The organism is Chryseobacterium sp. BGARF1 (assembly GCF_001677955.1).
Classification (GTDB): domain Bacteria; phylum Bacteroidota; class Bacteroidia; order Flavobacteriales; family Weeksellaceae; genus Chryseobacterium.
In genome coordinates, this window is record NZ_LELA01000031.1 from 1 (window position 1) to 21,294 (window position 21,294).

Consider the following 21,294-nt stretch of genomic DNA (forward strand, 5'->3'; position numbering starts at 1 on the left):
TGCGAAAATAAAAAACTTCAGATTACAACTTAGAGGCGTACGAGATAAGTCTTTTTTTCTATTCAGATTATCCAAACTTTTTGCTTAGCCCCCAGGTTTTGTTGTTGATCCACTTTATCCTTAAAGTCCCATTTTTGAGATTGATTAATTAGCTGAAATTTTTGCCTAGCCCCAACTTTTGAGCATAATCTGCATGAGTCCATAAAATAAAAAACTCTCAGAAAAATCTGAGAGTTTTTGTGGGCCCTGAGGGATTCGAACCCCCGACCCTCTGGGTGTAAACCAGATGCTCTGAACCAACTGAGCTAAGAGCCCTAAATTTTTTAAAAGTTTTAGGAACTTTTGTGGGCGATGAGGGATTCGAACCCCCGACCCTCTGGGTGTAAACCAGATGCTCTGAACCAACTGAGCTAATCGCCCCTTGCAACGTTACCGTTGTTTAGAGTGGTGCAAATATACGACTTATTCACAAATTTCCAAATTTTTTTCTAAAAAATCTCCAACTACAAAGTTGCTTCCGCCAATAAAAATCATTTCTTCATTTGTACATTCTTGTTTTGCAGAAAGATACGCTTCTTGTACAGAATCGAAAATTTTATAAAAAATTTTCGATTCAATCAACAAATCTTCATAATCTTGAGGGTGTCTTCCTCTGTTGATGGATGGTTTTGCAAAATAAAACTTAGAATTTTCAGGAAGTAAGCCCATTACATCATCTATTTTTTTGTCATTTACAAAACCTAAAACAATATGTTTGTGCTTTTCAATAGAATTTAACTGTTCAAAAACCGATTCCAAACCAGCCTGATTGTGCCCTGTATCACAAATAGTCAAAGGATCTTGGGAAAATTCAAACCAACGGCCAATAAATCCTGTATTTTGATGAACGGTTAAAAGTCCGGATTCAATATTTTTATCTGAGATAGGGTAGTTTAGTTTTCTCAATTCTTCAACTAAACCTAAAACAACTTTAATGTTTTTGTTTTGATAGTTTCCCTTCAAATCTGATTTTAGCTCGGTTTTTAATAAAGTGGCATCGATAAATGGAGCGTTTTCTTTAGCTGCTTTGTCTTTAATAATGTTTTTTACCGTTTCATTATCATCTCCGAAAATGATCGGGGTGTTACTTTTTATAATTCCTGCTTTTTCGTAGGCAATTTCTTCGATGGTATCTCCTAAGATATTTTGATGGTCGAGCTGTACATTAGTAATGGCTGTAACCAAAGGTTTGATAATATTGGTTGAATCTAATCTTCCGCCCAAACCAACCTCAATAATCGCAAAGTCTACCTTTTGCTGAGCAAAATATTCAAATGCCATAATTGTCGTAAATTCAAAAAAAGAGGGGAGGATATCTTCAGGGAGTTTTTTTAGTTTTAAAATGAAATTATAGACAAACTCTTTATCGCAATTTTTACCGTTAACTTTAATCCGTTCTGTAAAATCAATAAGATGTGGAGAATTATATAACCCCGTTTTGTAACCCGCTTCCTGAAGAACCGACGAAAGCATGTTGCTGGTGGAACCTTTTCCGTTGGTTCCTCCAATGTGAATGCATTTTATTTTATCTTGCGGGTTGTCAAAAAAAGCGCAGAGTCTTGTGATATTTCCAAGTCCCGGTTTGTATGCTTTTTGTCCATCTAACTGATAGTTTGGCGCCTGAACGAAAAGCCATTCTACAGCTTCCTGATATTGTGCGTTTGTCATGATGCAAAATTCTCAAAACTTTCATTAAAATGAAACAATAATTTTCTAAATCTGTAACTTTTTTACAATCTTTACGTCTAATTTGAATAAAGCCAATTTGAAATCGTTATTTATAAGCTTTTTCACAGAAAAAATCAATTGAAAATAACGACACCATTTGAAAAAAAATTAAATATTTCCTTATGAAAAAAGTTTTGACGGTTGTTTTGGGATTAGCCTTTGCAGGATTAAACGCTCAGCAAAAATGGTCTTTGCGTGAATGTGTAGACTACGCAGTAAAACATAATCTTCAGGTTATTCAGAATGAATATTCAAAACAGATTCAGGATTCTAATCTTAAAATTGCCCAGAAAAATTACCTTCCTTCTGTAAATGCAAGCGTAGGAAATAATGTAAGTTTTGGGCAGGCTTCTTTAGGAACAGGAAGTATTAGAAACGACAGATTCAGCAATTCTGCTAATTTGGGCGCAGATATTTTGGTTTACAACAACGGAAGACTTGAAAAAACAATCAGAAAATCTCAATTTGATGTAGAGGCAAGTCAGTATGATATTGAAACTATTAAAAATGATATTTCACTTCAGATTGCTCAACAATATTTAACGACTTTACTGAACAAGGAAATCGTAAAAATTTCTCAAAGTGCAACAGAAAATGCAAAAAAACAATTTGATAGAGCAAAAATAACTACAGAAGTAGGAACAACAGCTCAAACAATTGTAGCAGAAGCAGAAGCAGCTTGGGCAAGAGAAAAACAAAATTTAAAGACAGCCGAAATCAATGTTGGTAGAAGTTTGTTTGCTTTAGCACAATTACTTCAGTTAAAAGAGTACAAAGATTTTGATGTAGAAGATGTGGAAGTTGAGGATAAATTGACTCCTCAATTGTTTTCTGTAGATGATGTTTTGAATTTGGCTTACGGAAATCAACCGCAAATAAAAGCAGCAGAAAGCAGAATAAAATCTGCAGAAACTCAGACAGAAATTACAAAAACGTCTTTCTGGCCAACTCTTACTGCGAGTGTGGGAATAGGAAGTTTTTATAATAATTTATTGAATACCAATAATGTAGGGAGCCCCACTTTTTATATAAAAGAAGGAAGCTTTTTTCAACAGTACAAAGATAACTTTGGGCAGCAAGGTGGGCTGAGTTTAAATATTCCTATTTTCAATAAAGGAATTACCAAACTTCAGGTAGAGCAATCAAAAATCAACGAAAATATCGCTAAAACAACTTTAGAACAGCAAAAACAGACGGTAAGACAAAGTGTACAGCAAGCTCAGTTTGATGCAGATGCCAATTACGAAATATATCTTTCTGCTGTAGAAGCTGCAAAAAGCACAAAATTGGCAATGGAATTTGCAGATAAAAGTTATACGGCAGGTCGTACAACAATTTATGATTTAAACATTGCCCGAAACAATTATGCGAACTCTCAAGGCTCGGTTGAGCAGGCGAAATTTAATTATCTTTTCAGTCTTAAATTATTGAATTTCTATTCAGGGATTCCGCTAACTTTGTAAGATGTCTATTCAGTCTTTAGAAAAATATTTGCCTCAAAATACACTTTTGTATTTAAGGAAGTGGTTTTCAGATTATTCTATTCACATAAAAGTTACTAGAAACCGAAATTCAAAACTTGGAGATTATCGTAAATTGAGAGACAATTCGCATGAAATTACTATCAATTCTACATTAGCTCCGCAGCTTTTCTTTTTCGTATTAACCCATGAATTGGCACATCTTATTGCTTTCGAAAAATTCGGAAGAAGAATTGCTCCACACGGTAACGAATGGAAACATACTTTCAGGGAAATGCTTTTGGAAAGTGTAGATGTTTACGACGAAGATTTAAAACCAATTATTATTAAATTTTCGCAATCTCCAAAAGCCAATTTTATGGCAAGCCCAGATCTGGTAAAATATTTTCATATTGAAAATCAAGATGATGATGAGGTTTATATAGAAAAGCTTTATAAAGGTGAAAATTTCATCTATCGAAGCGAAAAGTATTTGTTGGAAGGTCTTATTAAAAAAAACTATCTTTGTGTGAATCTGGTTACAGGACGAAAGTATTCTTTCAAACCTTTGGCTAGAGTGAAAAAATGCAGTTAAATATGTTAAAATCAGATAAATACTGTGTGATTATGGCAGGAGGAATCGGTAGTCGATTCTGGCCTCTGAGCACACAGAAATTTCCCAAACAATTTCAGGATATTTTAGGAACTGGCCGCACCATGATTCAGCAGACGTATGACAGAATCAGCAAAGCTATTCCTAAAGAAAATATATTTGTAATCACCAATAAAGAGTATGTAGCGCTTTCTCATCAGCAGTTACCAGAAATACCTGAGGAGAATGTGGTAGGAGAGCCTTTGATGAAAAATACCGCAGCTTGTAATCTTTATATGGCCAATAAAATTGCCGAAATTAATCCAGATGCTACAATGATTGTGCTTCCTGCGGATCATTTAATCTTAAAAGAAGATGTCTTTTTAGAGAAGGTAGAATTGGCATTTAATATTGCGTCGACTCATGATTATTTAGTGACTTTAGGAATTACGCCGACAAGACCAGATACGGGTTACGGATATATTCAGTTTGTTGATAAAAAAGATTCAGACTATTATAAAGTTAAAACATTCACCGAAAAACCGATTCTTGAGATTGCTAAAAGCTTCCTTGAAAGCGGTGATTTCCTTTGGAATGCCGGCATCTTTATCTGGAATGTAAAATCTATTCATAAAGCTTTTGAGACATTCTTGCCGGATATGACTCAACAGTTTACGGCTTGTGAATACAATGCGGAAGCTGAGTTAAGCTGTATAGAACTGATTTATCCTAAAATTCAGAAAATATCGATTGATAACGGGATTTTAGAAAAAGCTAAAAATGTACATGTAATTCCTGCAGATCTAGGCTGGAGCGATCTTGGAACCTGGACTTCAGTTTTCGAAAACAGTGAAAGAGATCAAAACGAAAATGCAGTCAATATCAAAACAGCGCTTACCTACAATTCTACAGGGAATATTATTCATGTGAAAAATAATAAGGCGGTTGTAATAGACGGTTTGAAAGATTTTATCGTTGTAGATACAGATAAGGTATTATTAATTTGCCCAAGAGAACACGACCAGCAGATTAAAGAATACGTTTTAGATTTAAAAAGCCTTAAAAAAGGAGAGAAATTTATGTAAATATTGGTATAGTTTCTGTCCGCATTTCAAACTATGAAAAAAATTATAGCTCCTAGTTTTCTTTTTGTTTTTTTGTTTTTGGGGATTTCTGTTTTTTCTCAGGAAAAGAAAAAGTTCTCAAATATTGACTATGTTTTGGGTAAAATAGTTCCCAGTACAAAAGTTGATTTTTGGGTATTGGTCAATAACAAATATGGTAAAAATAGAGAAGTAAAAGTCTCAGGAACTAAGCAGGATTATCTTCCTCAATTTGTGGGATTTAATTTCAGACCGGGTGAAGAAAGTTTTTATTATATTGTTTGTTCGGTAGGAGGGAAAATAAGTTATTTAACAGATCAAAAGGAGTTAAAAGAGTTTATTGGCAAGGTTGATAACGCTGAAGAGGCTGCTTTATTGGCTGTTTTGGATGGTTATTTGATTGATGAGCAATTTGTAGATATTGCAGCGAATTATTACGACGATAAAACGAATTACTATCTTGATCTTGGAAAGGTCACCTCAAAAGAATGTCCTTATCAGAAAACACATTTTACATTAACGGTCAATAAATCGACAGGCATAGTTTCAAATATTAAAGATAACGGAACTTACATCGAAGTTTATACTAAAAACTGTACAAATAACCCGCGTCTTTTAAAAATAGAAAAGAAAGAAGAACCTAAAAATGAACCCCAAAAGCAACCTTCCAATAAAAGAAAATAACTTCTACGAAACAGAAAGGCTTTTAATTCGACCTGTTGATGTAGATGATGCTGATATTATTTTTCAGCTTTATAATATGCCCAATTTTATAAAGTTTATTGGAAATAAAAACATTAATTCTCTTTCTGATGCCGAGAATTATATTAAATCTAAGTTTTTACCGCAAATTGAAAAACGAGGATTCGGAAATTTTATTCTTGTTTTAAAAGAAGGAAATCAGAAAATCGGAAGTGTGGGAATCTTCGAAAGAGAAGGTTTGGATGTTGCAGATATCGGGTTTTCTGTCCTTGAAAAATATGAAGGTAAAGGTTTGATGTTTGAAGCTGCGCAGAAGGTAAAATCTATCGGAATGCAAGATTTTGGTTTACATAAAATTTCTGCCATTACCTCAAAAGACAACTTTTCTTCTCAAAAATTAATTGAAAGATTAGGTTTAAAATTCCAAAAACATGTAACACTTCCTAATGAAGATGAGGAGTTGATGTATTACGAAACGGAATAATGAAACACAAATTGCACGAATGTTTTCACGAATCAGCATAAGATATTTGTGAAAACATTCGTGAAATTTATATTTAAGACTTATCCTTCCAATATCTGAGTTGCCGCCGTTTTAGAAGTCACTTTTTCAATAACTCTGATGCAAATTCCTTTTTCATCGAAAATAAAAGTGGTTCTTACAATTCCCATATAGGTTTTCCCAAAGGTTTTCTTTTCCTTCCAAACTCCAAATTTCTCAATAATATCACGGCTTTCATCAGCAATAAGGTCGTAAGGAAATGCAAATTTGCTGTGAAAATTTTTCTGCTTTTTTACGGCATCTCCACTTATTCCTAAAAGCTGAAATCCTGCCTCTTCCAACTGCGAATAATTATCACTTAAATTACAAGCTTCTACAGTACAAGTCGGCGTACTCGCTTGCGGATAAAAGAAAACTACTAATTTCTTTCCAAGTAAGTTATTAGAATCAATGATTTCTCCATCCTGATTTGTTCCTTCAAATTGTGGTAATTTATCTCCAACTTTCAGCATAATGATTTATTTTTGTTCAAATTTAATGGTTAAATGACAAAAAAGCAAAGAGCCGCACTCGTTCTGGAAGAATTAGAAAAGTTATATCCCGTTGTCCCTATTTTTTTAGACCATACAGACGTTTATACTTTAATGGTTGCTGTTGCACTTTCTGCGCAAACTACCGATAAAAAGGTTAATGAGGTAACTCCCGAACTTTTCGCAGTAGCAGGAACGCCACAAAGAATGGCAAAACTGGAGGATTTTGAAATTAAAGAACTCATCAAAGAAATCGGACTTTCGAATACAAAAGCTAAGAATCTGAAAAAAATGGCAGAGCAGCTTTTGGAAAAGCACAACGGCATTGTACCTCAAACCTACGAAGAGCTTGAAGAATTGGCAGGAGTGGGCCATAAAACGGCTTCTGTAGTGATGAGTCAAGGCTTTGGATTTCCTGCTTTTCCGGTCGATACGCACATTCATAGATTGATGACGCAATGGAAACTCACTTCCGGAAAAAATGTCGTAGAAACCGAGAAAGATGCCAAAAAATTATGGAAAGAAGAGTTTTGGAATAAACTTCATCTTCAGATTATTTTCTATGGCCGAGAATATTCTCCAGCAAGAGGAAAAGGCGAGAAAGACTTTATTACGAAAATGTTGTTCGAAGAAAAAAATAAGTAATGTGACAGCCGCAAAAATTCCCCTCCAATGGAGGGGTGGCGAAAATTCGAAAGAATTTTTGAAGGGTTGTTTTACAACAAAATTTTAAAAATTATTTCACATCCAATAATCTTCTGTGATAGTTGATTTGTCCCAAATGATAACTCAAATGCCCAAACAAATGAATCAGAAAATATTCTGTTGTCATTGGGTAGCCTAAAGCTTCAATCGGATATTCTTTTTTCAAATCTTCCTCTGATAATTGATTGAGTGAAGAATGTACAACCTCAATCGTTTTTTCAATTTTCTCAATCAATTCCGTTCTTGGAACATTTTTTAATGAAAATTCAAGCTCTCTGTTTCTTACATACCCTGAATTTCCCAATATTGATCCGATAAAATGATTGATATTTCCAACCAAATGAAGTGCTAAATTTCCTGCAGAATTGAGAATATTTTTATCAATTTTCCAGATGTTTTCTTCGTTTTGATAGGCTTCTATTTCTTTTTTTAATTGATTTAAATCTCTTGTGAATAATGATCTTATACTTTCTGTCATAACTTTAAGATTGTAATTTTTGCATCAAAATTAAATATTTTTAGATACGCTTTATTTAATGACTGCTTTAAAATATCCTTTGAAGTCTTTTGTAAACTGTTCTACTTTCGTATTGTAATTTATAAAACCATAAACGGTGTCATTTTTCTGAAAACTATTCTTATTAAGAACTAATTTTTGATAAACAGGTTTCGTCTTCATAAGTTTTATTTCGCCATGTAAGGTTTTAGGATCAATATCTTTAATGAAAAAATGATTATCAAATATTTTGATTAAAACACCATTTCCATAAAGGCCATTATTGTTATTGAGTAAAATCTCCAGGGTATCATTTTTTGAAACAGCGTTGCATTTATATTTATCAGTTTGAAATAAAACTGTGGTCTGAATAATATAAGCCGTTCTTGTTTTACTTTCTAATTTTTCCTTTTTATAAAGTTTCAGTTCAGGATATTTTGATAACAATTTAATAGTGTCATTTTGTGGAAGATTTTTATCAATGACAAATTTTTCAAAAGACTGTTCGGCTTTCTTCTCTTTTTTGCAGCTTAAAATGAATAAGCAGAGTATAAAAACGAATAAAAAATATAAAAGTTCTTTCATAATTTAGCTTAAACAAATCTAAACAAAAAAGCCACGAAAAATTAATTCGTGGCTTCTATATTTTATGAGAATTTTCTTTAGGTTAAACTTACTTCTGCTTCGTTGCCCAAAGCTCCATTTTTCTGTTTAAAACATCCAAAGGAAGACAACCCTGACTCAAAACTTCATCATGAAATTTTGCTAGATTAAATTTATTGTCCAATTCTTTTTGATATTTTTCTCTCAATTCTCTGATCCTTAAAGAACCAATTTTGTAACCTAAAGCTTGTCCGGGCATTGCCATATATCGTTCAACTTCTGCCGTTGCACCGGCTTCATCATAAGCGATATTGTTTAGGAAATAAGTAATAGCATCTTCTCTTGTCATTTTTCCGGTGTGAATTCCGGTATCAACTACCAAACGAACGGCACGAAGCATCTGATCGCTTAGGTATCCCATTTTTTGGTAAGGATCTGTATACAAACCGAATTCCGGACCTAACGTTTCGCAATAATGTGCCCAACCTTCACCATACGCTCCAAACCAGCCAAATCTCATGAATTTTGGAAGTTTTGTATTTTCCTGTTGCAGAGAAACCTGATAATGGTGACCCGGAATGGCTTCGTGTAAAAACAGAGATTCCATTCCTGAGGTAACGTTGAATTTTGAAGGGTCGGGAAGTGGCATGTAGAAAATTCCCGGTCTTTTTCCGTCGGGAGTGCCTTGGATGTATTCTGCACTTGCACTTGCTTCTCTGAATTTTTCAGTTTGTCTAATCTCAAACTTGGTTTTTGGCGTTACGCTAAACATTGTTTTTAGCTTCGGCGTTATTTTAGCTAAAATCCCATTGAAACCATCCAAAACTTCTTTTGAGGTTTTGTAAGGCATTGCTTTCGGGTCTGTTTTTACAGAATTGATAAACTCTTCAAGTGTTCCTTTGAAACCAACTTGCTGCTTTACTTTTTCCATTTCTCCACGCAACATCGCAACTTGTTGTAGACCAATTTTATTGATTTCTTCAGGTGTTTTGTTAGTGGTTGTCCAGCTTTTAGCGTAATATTTGTAGATATTATCTCCTTTAGGTAGGCTATTATATCCGTCTGTTTCTCTTGCTTTTGGCAAATATTCTTTCTCTAAAAACTCACCCATTTTTGTATACGCAGGAATGATGTTTTTTGTAATAGCATCCTTGTAGAGGTTGGTCAGTTTTTCTTTTTGTTCTTTGCTGAAGCTTTTTGGAAAGTTTTTTACAGGACCGTAGAAAATATTCTTTTCAAAATCTGGTGTAATGATCTCTTCAGCTCTCATTTGAGGAATCATTTTTACCACCAGCTTTCTTGGAAGAACTACCTTATTGTTTATTCCTTCTCGGAAATTATCTGCAGCAGCATTCATCCACTCCGGAAATTTTTCCATTCTTTTTAACCAGTCTTCATAGTCTTTTTCTGTGTTGAAAGGCTGGCTTCCCTGTCCGCTTCCATACAAAGGAAAGTTGAGCGGCAAACCTGTAAACTGGCTGAAAGGAATGTATTCAGGATGATAAGTATACGCTTCAATTTTATCTTTTAAAGTATAATCTAAAACATCATAAACCACTTTGTCTTCATCTGAAAGACCTTTGTAATCTACATTTTCAAGCTGTTTTTGGATAGAGTTATAAAAAGCAATTTCACCCAAAATAAAATCTTTATCGATATTGATAGGAAGTTGGTCGTTGTACCTCAAATCTCCTTGTGATGTAGCTTCTAAAGGATAAAGTTTTAAATATTGCTCGTAGTAATTAGAGGCAATAGAATCAATGTTGGTAGGGGTAACTTTCGTTAACGGCGAATCTGATTTTTTGCATGATGAAATGCTTACCGCTAAGCCGAGCCCGACAATGGTTTTAAATAAAATATTTTTCATAGATAATCTTTACCTTTTATTTGTAAGGTGAAACGCAATTGTTGTTACAAAATTTTGTTTCAGCATTATATTGAACTGAATAGATAACAAAAATAGCCAATATTGTAATTAAATTTGTTGTTAAATATAGATTTTAATAAAAATAATTTTCAAAATATTTTTCAGATTCGTACAATTTTTTATCTTTGCCTAAAGCATTTAACAATCATAGTATTACAGCTCTTTTTTAAGAAATAATGAAAGGGATTTTAAAAATTTACCATCCAGACGAGACATTAAAATACAATATAAAAAGCACTTATTGCAAGGCTGTTTATAGTAATCAAAAACACTTTCTGGAAGTACAGGTTATTACCGACGACGGGTTAGACCACGTAGACGACGATTCTCTACAGTATAATTTTCCTCAGCTTTCGCTTGAGGTAATTGAATTTCCGATAGATTCTTCTGAAATCGAAGGAAAAACATTCGAAATCAACGATTCTGATGATGAGGTTTATACCGAAGTCAATTTGTTTGATGATGAAGATGCTTTTCTTTATGATAATGAGCTTTGCTTCGAAAAAAATGAAGAAGATGAGCTTCAGGTAGTTTGGAAAGGAACGATTGACGATTTTTATACGGGTTCTGATACTCCGATTTCTTTCAGACTGAAATGCGAATTCAAACAAGATGAAATAGAGGTAGACGAAGACTAATCGTTACCAAAATATAAACTACAAATTTCTTTTCAAATACTTTTTGGAAAGAAATTTGCTTTTTTAAGACATTATTAGCTTTGGAATGTGTTTTTTAAGCTTATTTTAAGATAAGGATTAATAATATTCCATTATTTTTGTCGTTTAAAAACCATTATAAAATAATCAATTAATGCTGCTAACGGAACTTACTCAGATTTTATTTGCACAGGTCGTTATACCTACTGTACCTGTAGAAAAGCTTGAATTTTCTTTTTGGAATATCCTTTTTCATGGTGGTATCTTCGCTAAAATAGTGATGGTGACAGTTTTGTTATTAGGAGTTTTCTCTGTTTATCTATTTTTTGAAAGATTTTTCTTTATTAAAAGAATGACGTCAAAAACAGATTCTAATTTTATGAATAACATCGAAGACTTCATCCGAGATGGAAAGATAGAGGCTGCAGCTGATTATTGTAAAACACAGAACTCTCCAGAATCCAGAATTTTAGAAAAAGGGATTTCAAGATTGGGAAGACCCGTTTCTGATATTGTAAGTGCGATGGAATCTCAAGCTCAAATTGAGGTTGCCAATATGGAAAAAAACCTGAATCTTTTGGCAGTTGTACCAAGTATTGCACCGATGTTGGGGCTTTTGGGTACGGTAATCGGGATGATTATTGCGTTCTTCGACTTGTCTCATGCGGAGGGGGCTTTCTCTCCGAAAACATTATCTGAAGGTATTTATACCGCTCTTGGTCAAACGGCAGTTGGTTTGGCAGTGGCAATTCCGGCGAACTTTTTCTACAATATTTTGTTGACGAGAATTGATAAATTCGTTCTGAGAACTCAGAATGTTTCGGGAGAATTTTTAGACATTATCAATAAACCTTTATAAATTCTAACAGATGAAAATTCAGAGAAGAAATAAAGCGCATCCGGAATTCAGTTTAGCAGCAATGACAGACGTTATCTTGCTAATGTTGATCTTCTTTATGATTACCTCTTCGGCGGCTAATCAGAGTGCAATTGATGTAAAACTTCCACAAACAGGAAGCGTAGATAACAATATTCCGAATCCGATGACGGTAAGTGTAAAACCAGACGGGTCGTATTTTGTAAATGATATACCTGTAAGCAGAGAATTGGTAGAACAAACAATCGTTGCTGATCTTCAGAGCAAATCGGCAAAATCGTTTACCATAAGAGCAGACGAAAGCACAATGCATAAAGACGTAGTTTTTTTAATGAAGATTGCAGAAAAGCATAAGTTTAATATTGCTATTGCAACGGTAAAAGAATAAATATTCTGTATTGCTACGAATACACGAATAAGAAAATGAGTGCATTCTTGGCAAATAAAAATTATAATTTGAGACCAATAAATCAATGAGAGGTTATACGATAAATAGAGCCGAAGAAAATAAAGATAAGATAAAAAGTGCAGTACTTTCTATTCTTATTTGGTCTGCTATTTTGTTATTCGTTTTCATCTATAAAATGAAACCTACGGAGCGAGAAAAAGAACCTGAGGTGATTACCACAATGCTCGTTAACTTTGGAGATAACCGAAATGGAGCGGGAATCGAAGAACCAGCAAACCAAGAAGGAAGTTTGGCTGCAAAAGCTATTGAAACAGCTCCCGAACCAGTTGAAAATGTCGTTTCTGAGCCTAAAACAATAATTACTCCGGATCCAAAACCGGAATCAAAGAAAACTGAGGTTAAGGAAAAAATAATTACCGGAACAAATACCAAAGTTACTGTTCCGAAAAAAGAAGATTCAAAAACCAATAAAAAATCAACGGCAAGTTCGACGACGAAAAGCACAAAAAGTTCTGCAACAACAGCCAATTCTAAAACAGGAAACGGTGATGGGAAAGGAACTGCTGCCATAGGAAATCTATTTAAGGGTCGTGGAACAAAAGCCGGCAGTCAGGGAACAGGAACGGGAATAGGTAACAATGGCGATCCTTTAGGTGGAGACGGAAATGGCGACAGCAAAGTTGGAATTGACCGAAGATTGATAGGTTATATTCCCGGAACAATGGGAAGAGGAGGAGCGCAACCAAGCCACAGTTGCTCAGCAAGCGGATCGATTACCATTGCATATGTTGTAGATAAAGCCGGAAATATTTCTTCAGCAAGAAAATCAGGCGGAGTTTCAGATCCTTGTGTGGTTTCTACTTCAATTGCATGGGTTAAAAAATATGTGAAAGCTGAAAAAGCCAGCGTGTCATCCACCGGAACTTACAACATCACATTCTAAAAGTACAAAAGCACTTTATTCAAGTGCTTTTTTTACTTCGTTAATTCTATTGATAATGGGAAGTGCAAAAATTCCGCTGGTTTGAAGATAAAGCTCGTAGAATGTTTTAGCCTTATCTAAAAAGTCATTATTGTTCAGAACTTTTCCGTTGTAATAGAAAAGATTTCCGAGCATTTCGTAATAATCTTTGTGGTCTCTTTCCTGTCTTTCTTTTACGATTTCAATCACTTCTTCTTTGGGTTTTGCTGAAAGTTCTTTAAAATCAAATTTAAAAATGTCTTTCATTAAAGAATCAAAATCGAGTTCTTTCTGCATTAAACTTTCTTCAGGTTTGTCTAAGATCAGTTTTTCTAATGCTTGAGATAACTGACGGATGAGTCTTAACGTGAATTCTTTATCTGTAATCATAATCTAGTTGCTTGTTTTTATAAAAAGTATAGTGTATTTGGCTAGAATAAAGAATTATCCTCCATTTCATTATTATTAGTTGTCAAATCTTTTGATAATGAAATGGATATAGCTATCCTTAATTTTAAATCTTCATCGTAGTCATCTTCATAAATTATGGAATATATAATTTCGTTTAACATATCTTTATCTATTACATTATCTGCTACACATACAGCTATGTTTTCCATTTCCTGAATAAATTTTGGAACAATATAATCGAATCCATTTCGCTCTAAAAATAATGCACCAACTGCTATAGAGGTTCTTTTGTTCCCATCTTGAAAAGCATGAAATTTATTTACAGAGAATACAAGGTGTGTTAGCTTATGTTCTAGCTCAGGATAATACAAGTCATTTTGTATTTGAGCAATGACACTTTCTAAAATTTCAATATTTTTTGTGCCTTGAAGTCCTCCTGATAATCGTAATACTTCATCGTGAACAGAGATAATTTCTCCAATTTTTCTAATATATATGAGTGTCATTAGCGATTTTTTAGTCTTTTAAACACATCTTTGTTTTGTTCTAATCTCTTTTCTAATGTCATACTCTGCTCTCCTAAAAAATTATTAAAATCATTTAATGATATTTCTGTAATATAATTTTCTAATTTTTCGTGAAGAGCGTCCCTAAATACAAGATCTCTACTTGCCATTTTGCTTCTGGCATCTTCTATTGATGCTTCCATCATATCTTCTGCTCTTACTGCAAAATCATTAAATAAATGATGCGCTTCGGATAATGTTAATTTCCTTTCCTTTTTTTTAGATTCTCTTTCTAATTCTTTGGCAAATGCATTTTCGTAATCAGAGACTACTCTTAGAATTTCGGTGTAAAAAGTAGAGCGTATACTTTCATTCGCTTTTAACTTTAGAATTTTTTTATATTCGTTAGCATCTTCTTTAAATATACTTTTATAAACTTTATCTGTTAATTGAGCATATTTAAAATCATTTTTTTCAATGAAATGATCTATTGCATCTGTAAATTTTTGACGAAAAATAAACTCATCTAAAGCAGCTGGTATATAAGCTTCCTCTCTTTGGTTGATAAACTTAGTGTGTCCTCCTGCTTTATGATTTAACACATCTATTATAATATCTAAAATTTGGGAGCGTACTTGTTTTGCTCTTTCAGATCCTGTAAGTAGCATTCCCACATTTAATAGTGCTTTGAAAGTAAATACGCCTAATGAAGGTACAGTATTAATGTTATTGTAAAGATTGGAATCTTCTTCTTGAATAAGCTTTTTAAAATCTCTCAGTCTTTCTCCTGTCAATACTTCATAACCACTTTTCGAAAATTCATCTTCATGTGCAACTAACAGTCTTTCTATTGTACGAGAATCTATTTCATAGAAATATTCCAGTTGATTTTTTGTAAACCTAAATTTTGACTCAAATTTTAAGCCTTTGTATCCAATAGCTTTATATAATTCAGGCATCGCAATATTATTATTAAGAATATTGCGTCTCTCTACTACGGAATTTGTAAGGTCTTTTTTCATACTTTAAGATTGTATTTAATGAGGTCGCCGACATGAATGTCGGTGACCTCTATCTTTTTATTACAAATATCTGAAAAACAAATTATTAATTGACGACTAGATAAAGGAGAATTTCAACTAAGTATTCTAAGCAAAAAACAAATACGCCAATCCAATTGCTGTAATTACGCCCACCAAATCAGCCAAAAGCATGGCAACTATAGTGTATCTCGTGTTCTTTACAGCTACTGCTCCAAAATAAACTGCAATAACGTAAAACGTCGTATCTGAGCTTCCCTGAAGAACTGCTGCCAACTTCCCTTGAAAACTATCTGCGCCAAAAGTCGCCATCGTGTCAACCATCATTCCTCTTGCTCCTGAACCGGATAAAGGTTTGATTAAAGCCGTTGGAAGACCATCGACAAATCTGGCGTCTAAATTCGCAATATTGGCAACCCATTTCATTCCATCAATAATGACGTCAAAAACTCCTGAAGTTCTTAATAGGGATATCGCAATCAGCATTCCTACTAAATACGGAATAATCTTTACACAGGTCCAAAAACCTTCTTTTGCGCCTTCAATAAAAGCATCGAAAACATTAATTTTTTTATAAACTGCACCGAGAACAATCGCAATAAAAATGAATAAGATCAAGCCATTACTTAAAATTTTGCTGAAATCATCCAGTTCGTTCTTACTCAATTGAACTAAATAGACAACCAAAAGCGCAATTAATGCTGAAATTCCTCCGACATAGGCAAGAACAACCGGTTTTAATAGATTAATTTTTTGATAAGCTGAAACAATAATCATTGCTGCTAAAGTCGCTGCAAATGTTGCAATCATACACGGAAGAAAAATATCAGTCGGTGTTTTTGAACCCATCGAAGCCCTGATCGCAATAATAGAAACAGGAATCAATGTCATTCCGCCTGCGTGAAGGCAGAGAAACATAATTTGTGAATTACTTGCTGTATCTTTATTCGGGTTTAAAGTCTGTAAACTTTCCATCGCTTTTAGACCAAATGGAGTGGCAGCATTATCTAAGCCTAAAAGATTGGCGCTAAAATTCATCAGCATATGACCGAAAGCTGGATGGTTTTTAGGAATTTCAGGAAATAATTTTGAGAAAAACGGCTGTATTAATCGGCTTAAAAGATTGATTCCGCCAGCTTTTTCTGCGATACTCATGAATCCCATGAAGAGGGTCATAATTCCAATCAATCCAATACATATTTTAACGGCGGTTTCCGAAGTTCCAATGACACCGTCTGCTTCCTGAATTCGATAAACCTGAACATTCTGTTTTAAAGAATCTGTTTTATAATGAATTCTGCTGTTTGCAAAATCAGGTTTTTTCATCAGGCTGTCTCTTACGATAGGAGAAAGTGTAGTGATATTTTGGGTAGCAATCTGTACGGTATCGCCGCCTTTTCCTACAACCATATCATTGAAAATGGTTTTGTAGTGGCTTGACGAAATGTATTTTATACTTGCAATAGTAATGGCAATGATGATGAAAGCCGACCAAATTCTGCTGAGAACCATTTAGATTAAATTAATTGTTTAAACTTAGTTAAAAATACTTTAAACTGCAAAAGTCTAAAAAATCAAGATTGGATTAAAATAAAGTTTGTCATTTCGCAGGAATCTAAACAGAGTTTCAATAGCATTACTGAGATTCCTACGGAATGACAAATTCTGATAATAAGGAAAAAAAAGAGAATTATTTTTCATCCAGATACACCAATTCTCCTTCAAAATTATCATCCAGGCTTTTCAAAATCTTGGCATTGGCGGTTTTCTTTTGTAATTCTTTAATAAAAAAGCTTTTCTCAAAAAACTGACGGTGAATTCCGGGAAGAAGTTCCATGAAATAATCCATTCCTATTTTGTTATTGTGAAGATCCATTTTGGTTTCCAAAGGCTCGTTTGGAAATAATTCTTCGTGCAGATCTGTAATTTTTTTGCAGAAGTCTAATGCTTTTTCGGGAGAAGACACTTTGCTGCAATACATCATAATCAGGCAACACCAAAGTGAATGTCTGAAAGCGTTTCCTTCACCGTTTTTGGATGCCGTTTTAGGATAAAGTTTCTGTGCGATAGAAAAGGCTTTTATGGTGGCATAAAAACTTAAAATCGAAAAAAGAGGGTGTGGTAAAACAGCAGATAAGAGTTTAAATATTTTCTTTAAACTCATTGATGTAATGGTAGTTAAAACGACTTTAAATGTCCTCATAATTTGGCTGTTGGCAGTTAGCTTATTGCTTTTGGCTTTGAGATCAAGCAGTATAGCTTTTAAAAATAAATTATTGCCATTATTTAAATAAAAATCTCTCCCAAATTGAGAGAGATGATATGTTTTTTTTAGTTTAAATCTTAAGCTTTTACGGCTAATAAGTTTACTGTTTTAGAAACCACTTCTTTAATTTCAGTTCTTTTTACAATGAAATCTACGAAACCTTTTTCCTGCAAAAATTCTGAAGTCTGAAAGCCTTCTGGTAAATCTCTACCGATGGTTTCACGGATAACTCTAGGTCCTGCAAATCCGATTAAAGCTCTTGGTTCAGCCATGATGATGTCTGCGGTCATTGCAAAAGATGCGGTAATTCCTCCGAAAGTAGGGTCACAAAGATAAGCGATGTATAAAAGTCCAGCTTCTGAAAGCTGAGCCAACTTAGATTGTACTTTAGCCAACTGCATCAAAGAATACGTTGCTTCCTGCATTCTCGCTCCACCAGACTGGCAAATAATCATGTAAGGAAGTCTTTTTTCAATACAGTAATCAATTGCTCTTCTGATTTTTTCACCCATCACAGAACCCAAAGATCCTCCAATGAAAGCAAAATCCATACAAGAAACTACCATTTCAGTTCCGTTTACGGTTCCTACTGCGTTTCTTATGGAATCAGTCAGTTTTGTCTTTGCTTTTACTTCTTTCAGACGGTCGGTGTAAGACTTGGTATCTTTAAAGCTAAGCATGTCTATACTTTCCACATTAGCATCTAGCTCAGTGAATTTTCCTTCGTCAAAAAGGATGTCAAAAAACTCTGCACTTCCTATTCTTACATGAAAATCGTCTTCAGGAGAAACATAATTGTTTTTCTTGAGTTCATCGTGTTCTACCACTTTTCCTGATGGAGTCTGATGCCAAAGACCTTTTGGTACATCTTTTTTATCATCTGTAGAAGTAGTAATATTTTGTGCTTTTCTTTTAAACCAGTCGAATGCCATAACTATATAATTGATGTATGATAAATGATAAAAGAAGAGGAAAGCGTTTTAAAATCACTTATCGCTCATCTTTTATCAATTATAATTTATTTAAGCGTATTTACGTTATTTAAATCTTCAAAAGCTCTAACCAATCTTTTAGAGAAAGTTTCTTCTCCTTTTCTGATCCACCCTCTTGGATCATAGTATTTTTTGTTAGGCTTTTCTTCTCCTTCAGGATTTCCGATTTGAGTTTTTAGATATTCTACATTTTCTACCATATAATCTCTGATTCCTTCTGTGTAAGCAAACTGAAGATCGGTATCAATATTCATCTTAATTACCCCGTAATCAATAGCTTCTCTGATTTCTTCTAAAGAAGAACCTGAACCACCGTGGAATACAAAATTAATTGGCTTCTCTGCAGTTCCGAATTTTTCCTGAACAAATTTCTGAGAGTTATCTAAGATTTTTGGAGTAAGAACTACGTTTCCTGGCTTGTAAACTCCGTGTACATTTCCGAATGCTGCTGCAATGGTAAAGTTATCAGAAACTGCTTTCAATTTTTCGTAAGTGTAAGCGATGTCTTCAGGTTGTGTGTACAATAAAGAATTGTCTACACTAGAATTGTCTACACCGTCTTCTTCACCTCCTGTAACCCCGATCTCAACTTCTAAAGTCATCTTCATTTTTGCCATTCTTTCGAAATATTTAGCAGAGATTTCTAAGTTCTCTTCTAAAGATTCTTCAGAAAGATCAAGCATGTGAGAAGAGTAAAGAGACTTTCCTGTTTGCTTGAAGAATTCTTCGTTAGCATCCATCAAACCGTCAATCCAAGGCAACAATTTTTTTGCGGCGTGATCTGTATGTAAAATTACTGTTGCTCCATAAGCTTCAGCAAGGGTATGAATATGTTTAGCTCCTGCGATACCACCTAAAATAGCTGATCTCTGAGCGTCATTGCTCAATCCTTTTCCAGCGTTGAAAGATGCCCCACCGTTAGAAAACTGAATGATTACAGGTGAGTTTAATTTTGCTGCAGTTTCCATTACTGCGTTTACGTTGCTAGATCCAACCACGTTTACTGCAGGTAATGCAAATTTGTTTTCTTTAGCATATTGAAAAATATCTGTAACTAACTGACCTGTGGCAACTCCTGCCGGGAAAATTCTACTCATGTTTACTTTATTATAATATTAGGATATTTTTTGAAAATTCTTGTAAAGGTAATCAATTTTAAGAAATTACTAATTTCTTTTATCTCGTCCCCAAAGTAGCTTCTGACGGATGGTTTCGTAAAAGCTTAAATTGTTGGGCTGCACCAATAATAACTGGAAACTTGCCTTTTTAATTATGATTTCTTTATCGGTTTCGATATGAATTAATCTTGAATCTAATGAAAGAGAATATTGCGGAACTCTGCTTTCCACTTTAAATTTAATTTCTACTTTATCATTAACAACCAAAGGTCTTACATTTAAATTGTGTGGAGCAATCGGTGTAATGACAAAATTTTCGTTGTTAGGTGAGATGATCGGCCCGCCACAACTTAATGAATAAGCTGTAGAACCTGTCGGTGTAGAAACAATTACGCCATCGCCCCAAAAAACATTCAGAAATTCATCATTAATATAAGAATCTACCGTTACCATTGATGTGGTCTCTTTTCTGGAAACCGTTACATCATTTAAAGCATACGGAAAAAACTCGTCAGATCTGGGTGAAACAACTTCTATCACAGATCTTCGGCTGGTTTTTACATCACCTTTTAAAATAGAATCGAGTTCTTTGAAGGCTTCTTCTTTGGTGAAACTTGCCAAAAATCCGAGTCTTCCGGTGTTCACTCCTACAACAGGGATCTCTAGATCCTCAATAAAGGTTAAAGAGTTTACAATGGTTCCGTCGCCACCAAAAGTGAAAAAAAGATCAACTTGATGATCAATTAAATCCTGTTTGTTGCCAAAAGTTTCAAAAATTTTAGAAAACTGAAGCGCTTCAGCCATTTCGTCAAACAAAACAGATCTTACACCTCTGCTTTCTAGTTCAGAAATAAATTTGCTTAAATATAAAAAAGTATCAAGATCTTTTTTCTGAGAATATATGGCTGCCTTCATATTATATTTCGATAAATTTTTGTAAAAAACCTAAACGGTCTTTGAAAAGATCTGTTTTCTCATCAGAATAATATTTTTCTACAATTCTGTAATCATAACGGTCAAATGTTGCATCAATTGAAGTTAAATTTTCGTTACTGATCTTGATCGTAATGTGAATTACTTCATCCGACATGAAACTGATAAATCCGCCGTAAAATTTAGAGTTGTTGCTCTCGACGATATTTGCAATTTCTGTCATTGAATATTTTCTTGCCGGAGTTTCTATCGTAAGAATAGCACCGGTTTCCGAAAACAGAGGGTATTTTGAAAAGGTTTGAAAAACATCATCACAACAGATGTATCCCAAATATTTTTCGTTTTTGTTGATCACAGGAATCACATTGGCATTGAATGTATAAAACAATCGAATGCTGTCCATGATATTATTGTCTTCCAAAATCGCAAACCGCTCGATTTGATGTTCCAGATTTTTCAAAGTGCCTTCTTCCTCATAAAGGAAGTCTTTGGCAATAGCTCCGAAAAAGTGGTGAGATTTTTTAATGAAAATATGCGAATATCCAAATGCTTCTAAGGTTTCTCTAGCTGATTCGATAGAGTCAGTCAGATGAAAACACGGAAAATCTTTTGAGATATAGTCCTTGATAAACATGGTGCTAATTTATAAAATTTTAAACGAAACCTTTCTCTAAAAGTTAAGTTATTTTTCAAAAAAGTAAAAAAACGGATTCAAAAATTTGTTCGTAAAGAAAAATA

24 protein-coding genes and 2 tRNA genes are annotated in these 21,294 nt (G+C 33.9%); 10 read left to right on the forward strand and 16 right to left on the reverse strand.

Going from position 1 to position 21,294, the window contains the following annotated elements; all coding sequences use genetic code 11:
- Positions 1 to 240 precede the first annotated feature (240 nt).
- The 3 genes from AB671_RS04990 to AB671_RS05000 all read right to left on the reverse strand — a co-directional run bounded on the left by AB671_RS04990 (position 241) and on the right by AB671_RS05000 (position 1,707).
- A tRNA-Val gene (locus tag AB671_RS04990) sits at positions 241 to 315 on the reverse strand.
- A 30-nt stretch (positions 316 to 345) separates the two neighbouring features.
- Positions 346 to 420, reverse strand: a tRNA-Val gene (locus AB671_RS04995).
- A 42-nt stretch (positions 421 to 462) separates the two neighbouring features.
- Complete coding sequence (locus tag AB671_RS05000; protein ID WP_066677178.1) at positions 463 to 1,707, reverse strand: bifunctional folylpolyglutamate synthase/dihydrofolate synthase; 1,245 nt, start codon at positions 1,705 to 1,707, stop codon at positions 463 to 465.
- Positions 1,708 to 1,889: 182 nt separating this feature from the next.
- Here AB671_RS05000 and AB671_RS05005 point away from each other — a divergent pair, with 182 nt between their 5' ends.
- From AB671_RS05005 to AB671_RS05025, 5 genes are read left to right on the forward strand one after another with little or no spacing between them, the layout of a single operon-like run.
- On the forward strand, positions 1,890 to 3,230 hold the full coding sequence (locus AB671_RS05005; protein WP_082987235.1) for a TolC family protein: 1,341 nt from the start codon (positions 1,890 to 1,892) through the stop codon (positions 3,228 to 3,230).
- Between the two features lies 1 nt (position 3,231).
- Entirely contained in the window at positions 3,232 to 3,822 is a 591-nt protein-coding gene (locus tag AB671_RS05010) for a SprT-like domain-containing protein (protein ID WP_066677173.1), read from the forward strand.
- 2 nt (positions 3,823 to 3,824) lie between these two features.
- Entirely contained in the window at positions 3,825 to 4,904 is a 1,080-nt protein-coding gene (locus AB671_RS05015; protein ID WP_228390909.1) for a mannose-1-phosphate guanylyltransferase, read from the forward strand.
- Between the two features lie 33 nt (positions 4,905 to 4,937).
- Positions 4,938 to 5,606, forward strand: coding sequence for a hypothetical protein (locus AB671_RS05020; RefSeq protein ID WP_066677170.1), 669 nt, complete (start codon positions 4,938 to 4,940; stop codon positions 5,604 to 5,606).
- Positions 5,569 to 6,108: a GNAT family N-acetyltransferase gene (locus AB671_RS05025; RefSeq protein WP_066677168.1), complete on the forward strand. Its 540-nt coding sequence runs from the start codon at positions 5,569 to 5,571 to the stop codon at positions 6,106 to 6,108. The genes AB671_RS05020 and AB671_RS05025 overlap by 38 nt, the downstream gene beginning before the upstream one ends.
- Positions 6,109 to 6,188: 80 nt before the next feature.
- Here the strand turns inward: AB671_RS05025 and bcp are convergent, their stop codons facing one another.
- Positions 6,189 to 6,638, reverse strand: a complete 450-nt coding sequence (bcp, locus tag AB671_RS05030) for a thioredoxin-dependent thiol peroxidase (protein WP_066677166.1) — start codon at positions 6,636 to 6,638, stop codon at positions 6,189 to 6,191.
- Positions 6,639 to 6,671: 33 nt separating this feature from the next.
- Here bcp and AB671_RS05035 point away from each other — a divergent pair, with 33 nt between their 5' ends.
- Complete coding sequence (locus tag AB671_RS05035; protein WP_066677165.1) at positions 6,672 to 7,301, forward strand: endonuclease III domain-containing protein; 630 nt, start codon at positions 6,672 to 6,674, stop codon at positions 7,299 to 7,301.
- Between the two features lie 91 nt (positions 7,302 to 7,392).
- Here the strand turns inward: AB671_RS05035 and AB671_RS05040 are convergent, their stop codons facing one another.
- From AB671_RS05040 to AB671_RS05050, 3 genes are all read right to left on the reverse strand, one after another.
- Complete coding sequence (locus AB671_RS05040; protein WP_066677163.1) at positions 7,393 to 7,839, reverse strand: DinB family protein; 447 nt, start codon at positions 7,837 to 7,839, stop codon at positions 7,393 to 7,395.
- 51 nt (positions 7,840 to 7,890) lie between these two features.
- Entirely contained in the window at positions 7,891 to 8,442 is a 552-nt protein-coding gene (locus tag AB671_RS05045; RefSeq protein WP_066677161.1) for a hypothetical protein, read from the reverse strand.
- Positions 8,443 to 8,530: 88 nt separating this feature from the next.
- On the reverse strand, positions 8,531 to 10,327 hold the full coding sequence (locus AB671_RS05050; RefSeq protein WP_066677156.1) for a DUF885 domain-containing protein: 1,797 nt from the start codon (positions 10,325 to 10,327) through the stop codon (positions 8,531 to 8,533).
- Between the two features lie 236 nt (positions 10,328 to 10,563).
- Here AB671_RS05050 and AB671_RS05055 point away from each other — a divergent pair, with 236 nt between their 5' ends.
- The 4 genes from AB671_RS05055 (at position 10,564) to AB671_RS05070 (ending at position 13,272) form a co-directional block, all read left to right on the forward strand.
- Positions 10,564 to 11,025 (forward strand): hypothetical protein, encoded by a 462-nt coding sequence (locus AB671_RS05055; protein WP_066677154.1) that lies wholly within the window; start codon positions 10,564 to 10,566, stop codon positions 11,023 to 11,025.
- Between the two features lie 172 nt (positions 11,026 to 11,197).
- Positions 11,198 to 11,902: a MotA/TolQ/ExbB proton channel family protein gene (locus tag AB671_RS05060; protein ID WP_066677153.1), complete on the forward strand. Its 705-nt coding sequence runs from the start codon at positions 11,198 to 11,200 to the stop codon at positions 11,900 to 11,902.
- Positions 11,903 to 11,912: 10 nt separating this feature from the next.
- A complete protein-coding gene (locus AB671_RS05065) occupies positions 11,913 to 12,308 on the forward strand; it encodes an ExbD/TolR family protein (RefSeq protein WP_066677152.1) in 396 nt (131 codons plus the stop codon).
- An 85-nt stretch (positions 12,309 to 12,393) separates the two neighbouring features.
- Positions 12,394 to 13,272 carry a ferric siderophore ABC transporter substrate-binding protein gene (locus tag AB671_RS05070; RefSeq protein ID WP_066677148.1) on the forward strand — a complete coding sequence of 293 codons (879 nt, stop codon included), beginning with the start codon at positions 12,394 to 12,396 and terminating at the stop codon, positions 13,270 to 13,272.
- A 15-nt stretch (positions 13,273 to 13,287) separates the two neighbouring features.
- On the opposite strand, the gene AB671_RS05075 is transcribed toward AB671_RS05070, so the two are convergent.
- From AB671_RS05075 to AB671_RS05110, 9 genes are all read right to left on the reverse strand, one after another.
- Entirely contained in the window at positions 13,288 to 13,680 is a 393-nt protein-coding gene (locus AB671_RS05075) for a hypothetical protein (RefSeq protein ID WP_066677147.1), read from the reverse strand.
- A 41-nt stretch (positions 13,681 to 13,721) separates the two neighbouring features.
- A complete protein-coding gene (locus AB671_RS05080) occupies positions 13,722 to 14,207 on the reverse strand; it encodes a type II toxin-antitoxin system death-on-curing family toxin (RefSeq protein WP_066677146.1) in 486 nt (161 codons plus the stop codon).
- Positions 14,207 to 15,229, reverse strand: coding sequence for a DNA-binding protein (locus AB671_RS22665; protein ID WP_194294458.1), 1,023 nt, complete (start codon positions 15,227 to 15,229; stop codon positions 14,207 to 14,209). The genes AB671_RS05080 and AB671_RS22665 overlap by 1 nt, the downstream gene beginning before the upstream one ends.
- Positions 15,230 to 15,355: 126 nt before the next feature.
- Positions 15,356 to 16,759, reverse strand: a complete 1,404-nt coding sequence (locus AB671_RS05085) for a nucleoside recognition domain-containing protein (RefSeq protein WP_066677145.1) — start codon at positions 16,757 to 16,759, stop codon at positions 15,356 to 15,358.
- A 178-nt stretch (positions 16,760 to 16,937) separates the two neighbouring features.
- Complete coding sequence (locus tag AB671_RS05090; RefSeq protein WP_066677143.1) at positions 16,938 to 17,450, reverse strand: DUF6973 domain-containing protein; 513 nt, start codon at positions 17,448 to 17,450, stop codon at positions 16,938 to 16,940.
- Between the two features lie 140 nt (positions 17,451 to 17,590).
- Positions 17,591 to 18,445 (reverse strand): acetyl-CoA carboxylase, carboxyltransferase subunit beta, encoded by an 855-nt coding sequence (gene accD, locus AB671_RS05095; RefSeq protein ID WP_066677141.1) that lies wholly within the window; start codon positions 18,443 to 18,445, stop codon positions 17,591 to 17,593.
- 86 nt (positions 18,446 to 18,531) lie between these two features.
- On the reverse strand, positions 18,532 to 19,602 hold the full coding sequence (gene fbaA / locus AB671_RS05100; RefSeq protein WP_066677139.1) for a class II fructose-bisphosphate aldolase: 1,071 nt from the start codon (positions 19,600 to 19,602) through the stop codon (positions 18,532 to 18,534).
- A gap of 69 nt (positions 19,603 to 19,671) precedes the next feature.
- Positions 19,672 to 20,538, reverse strand: coding sequence for an NAD kinase (locus tag AB671_RS05105; protein ID WP_066677137.1), 867 nt, complete (start codon positions 20,536 to 20,538; stop codon positions 19,672 to 19,674).
- Position 20,539: 1 nt separating this feature from the next.
- Positions 20,540 to 21,190 carry a CBS domain-containing protein gene (locus AB671_RS05110; protein WP_066677135.1) on the reverse strand — a complete coding sequence of 217 codons (651 nt, stop codon included), beginning with the start codon at positions 21,188 to 21,190 and terminating at the stop codon, positions 20,540 to 20,542.
- Positions 21,191 to 21,294 lie beyond the last annotated feature (104 nt).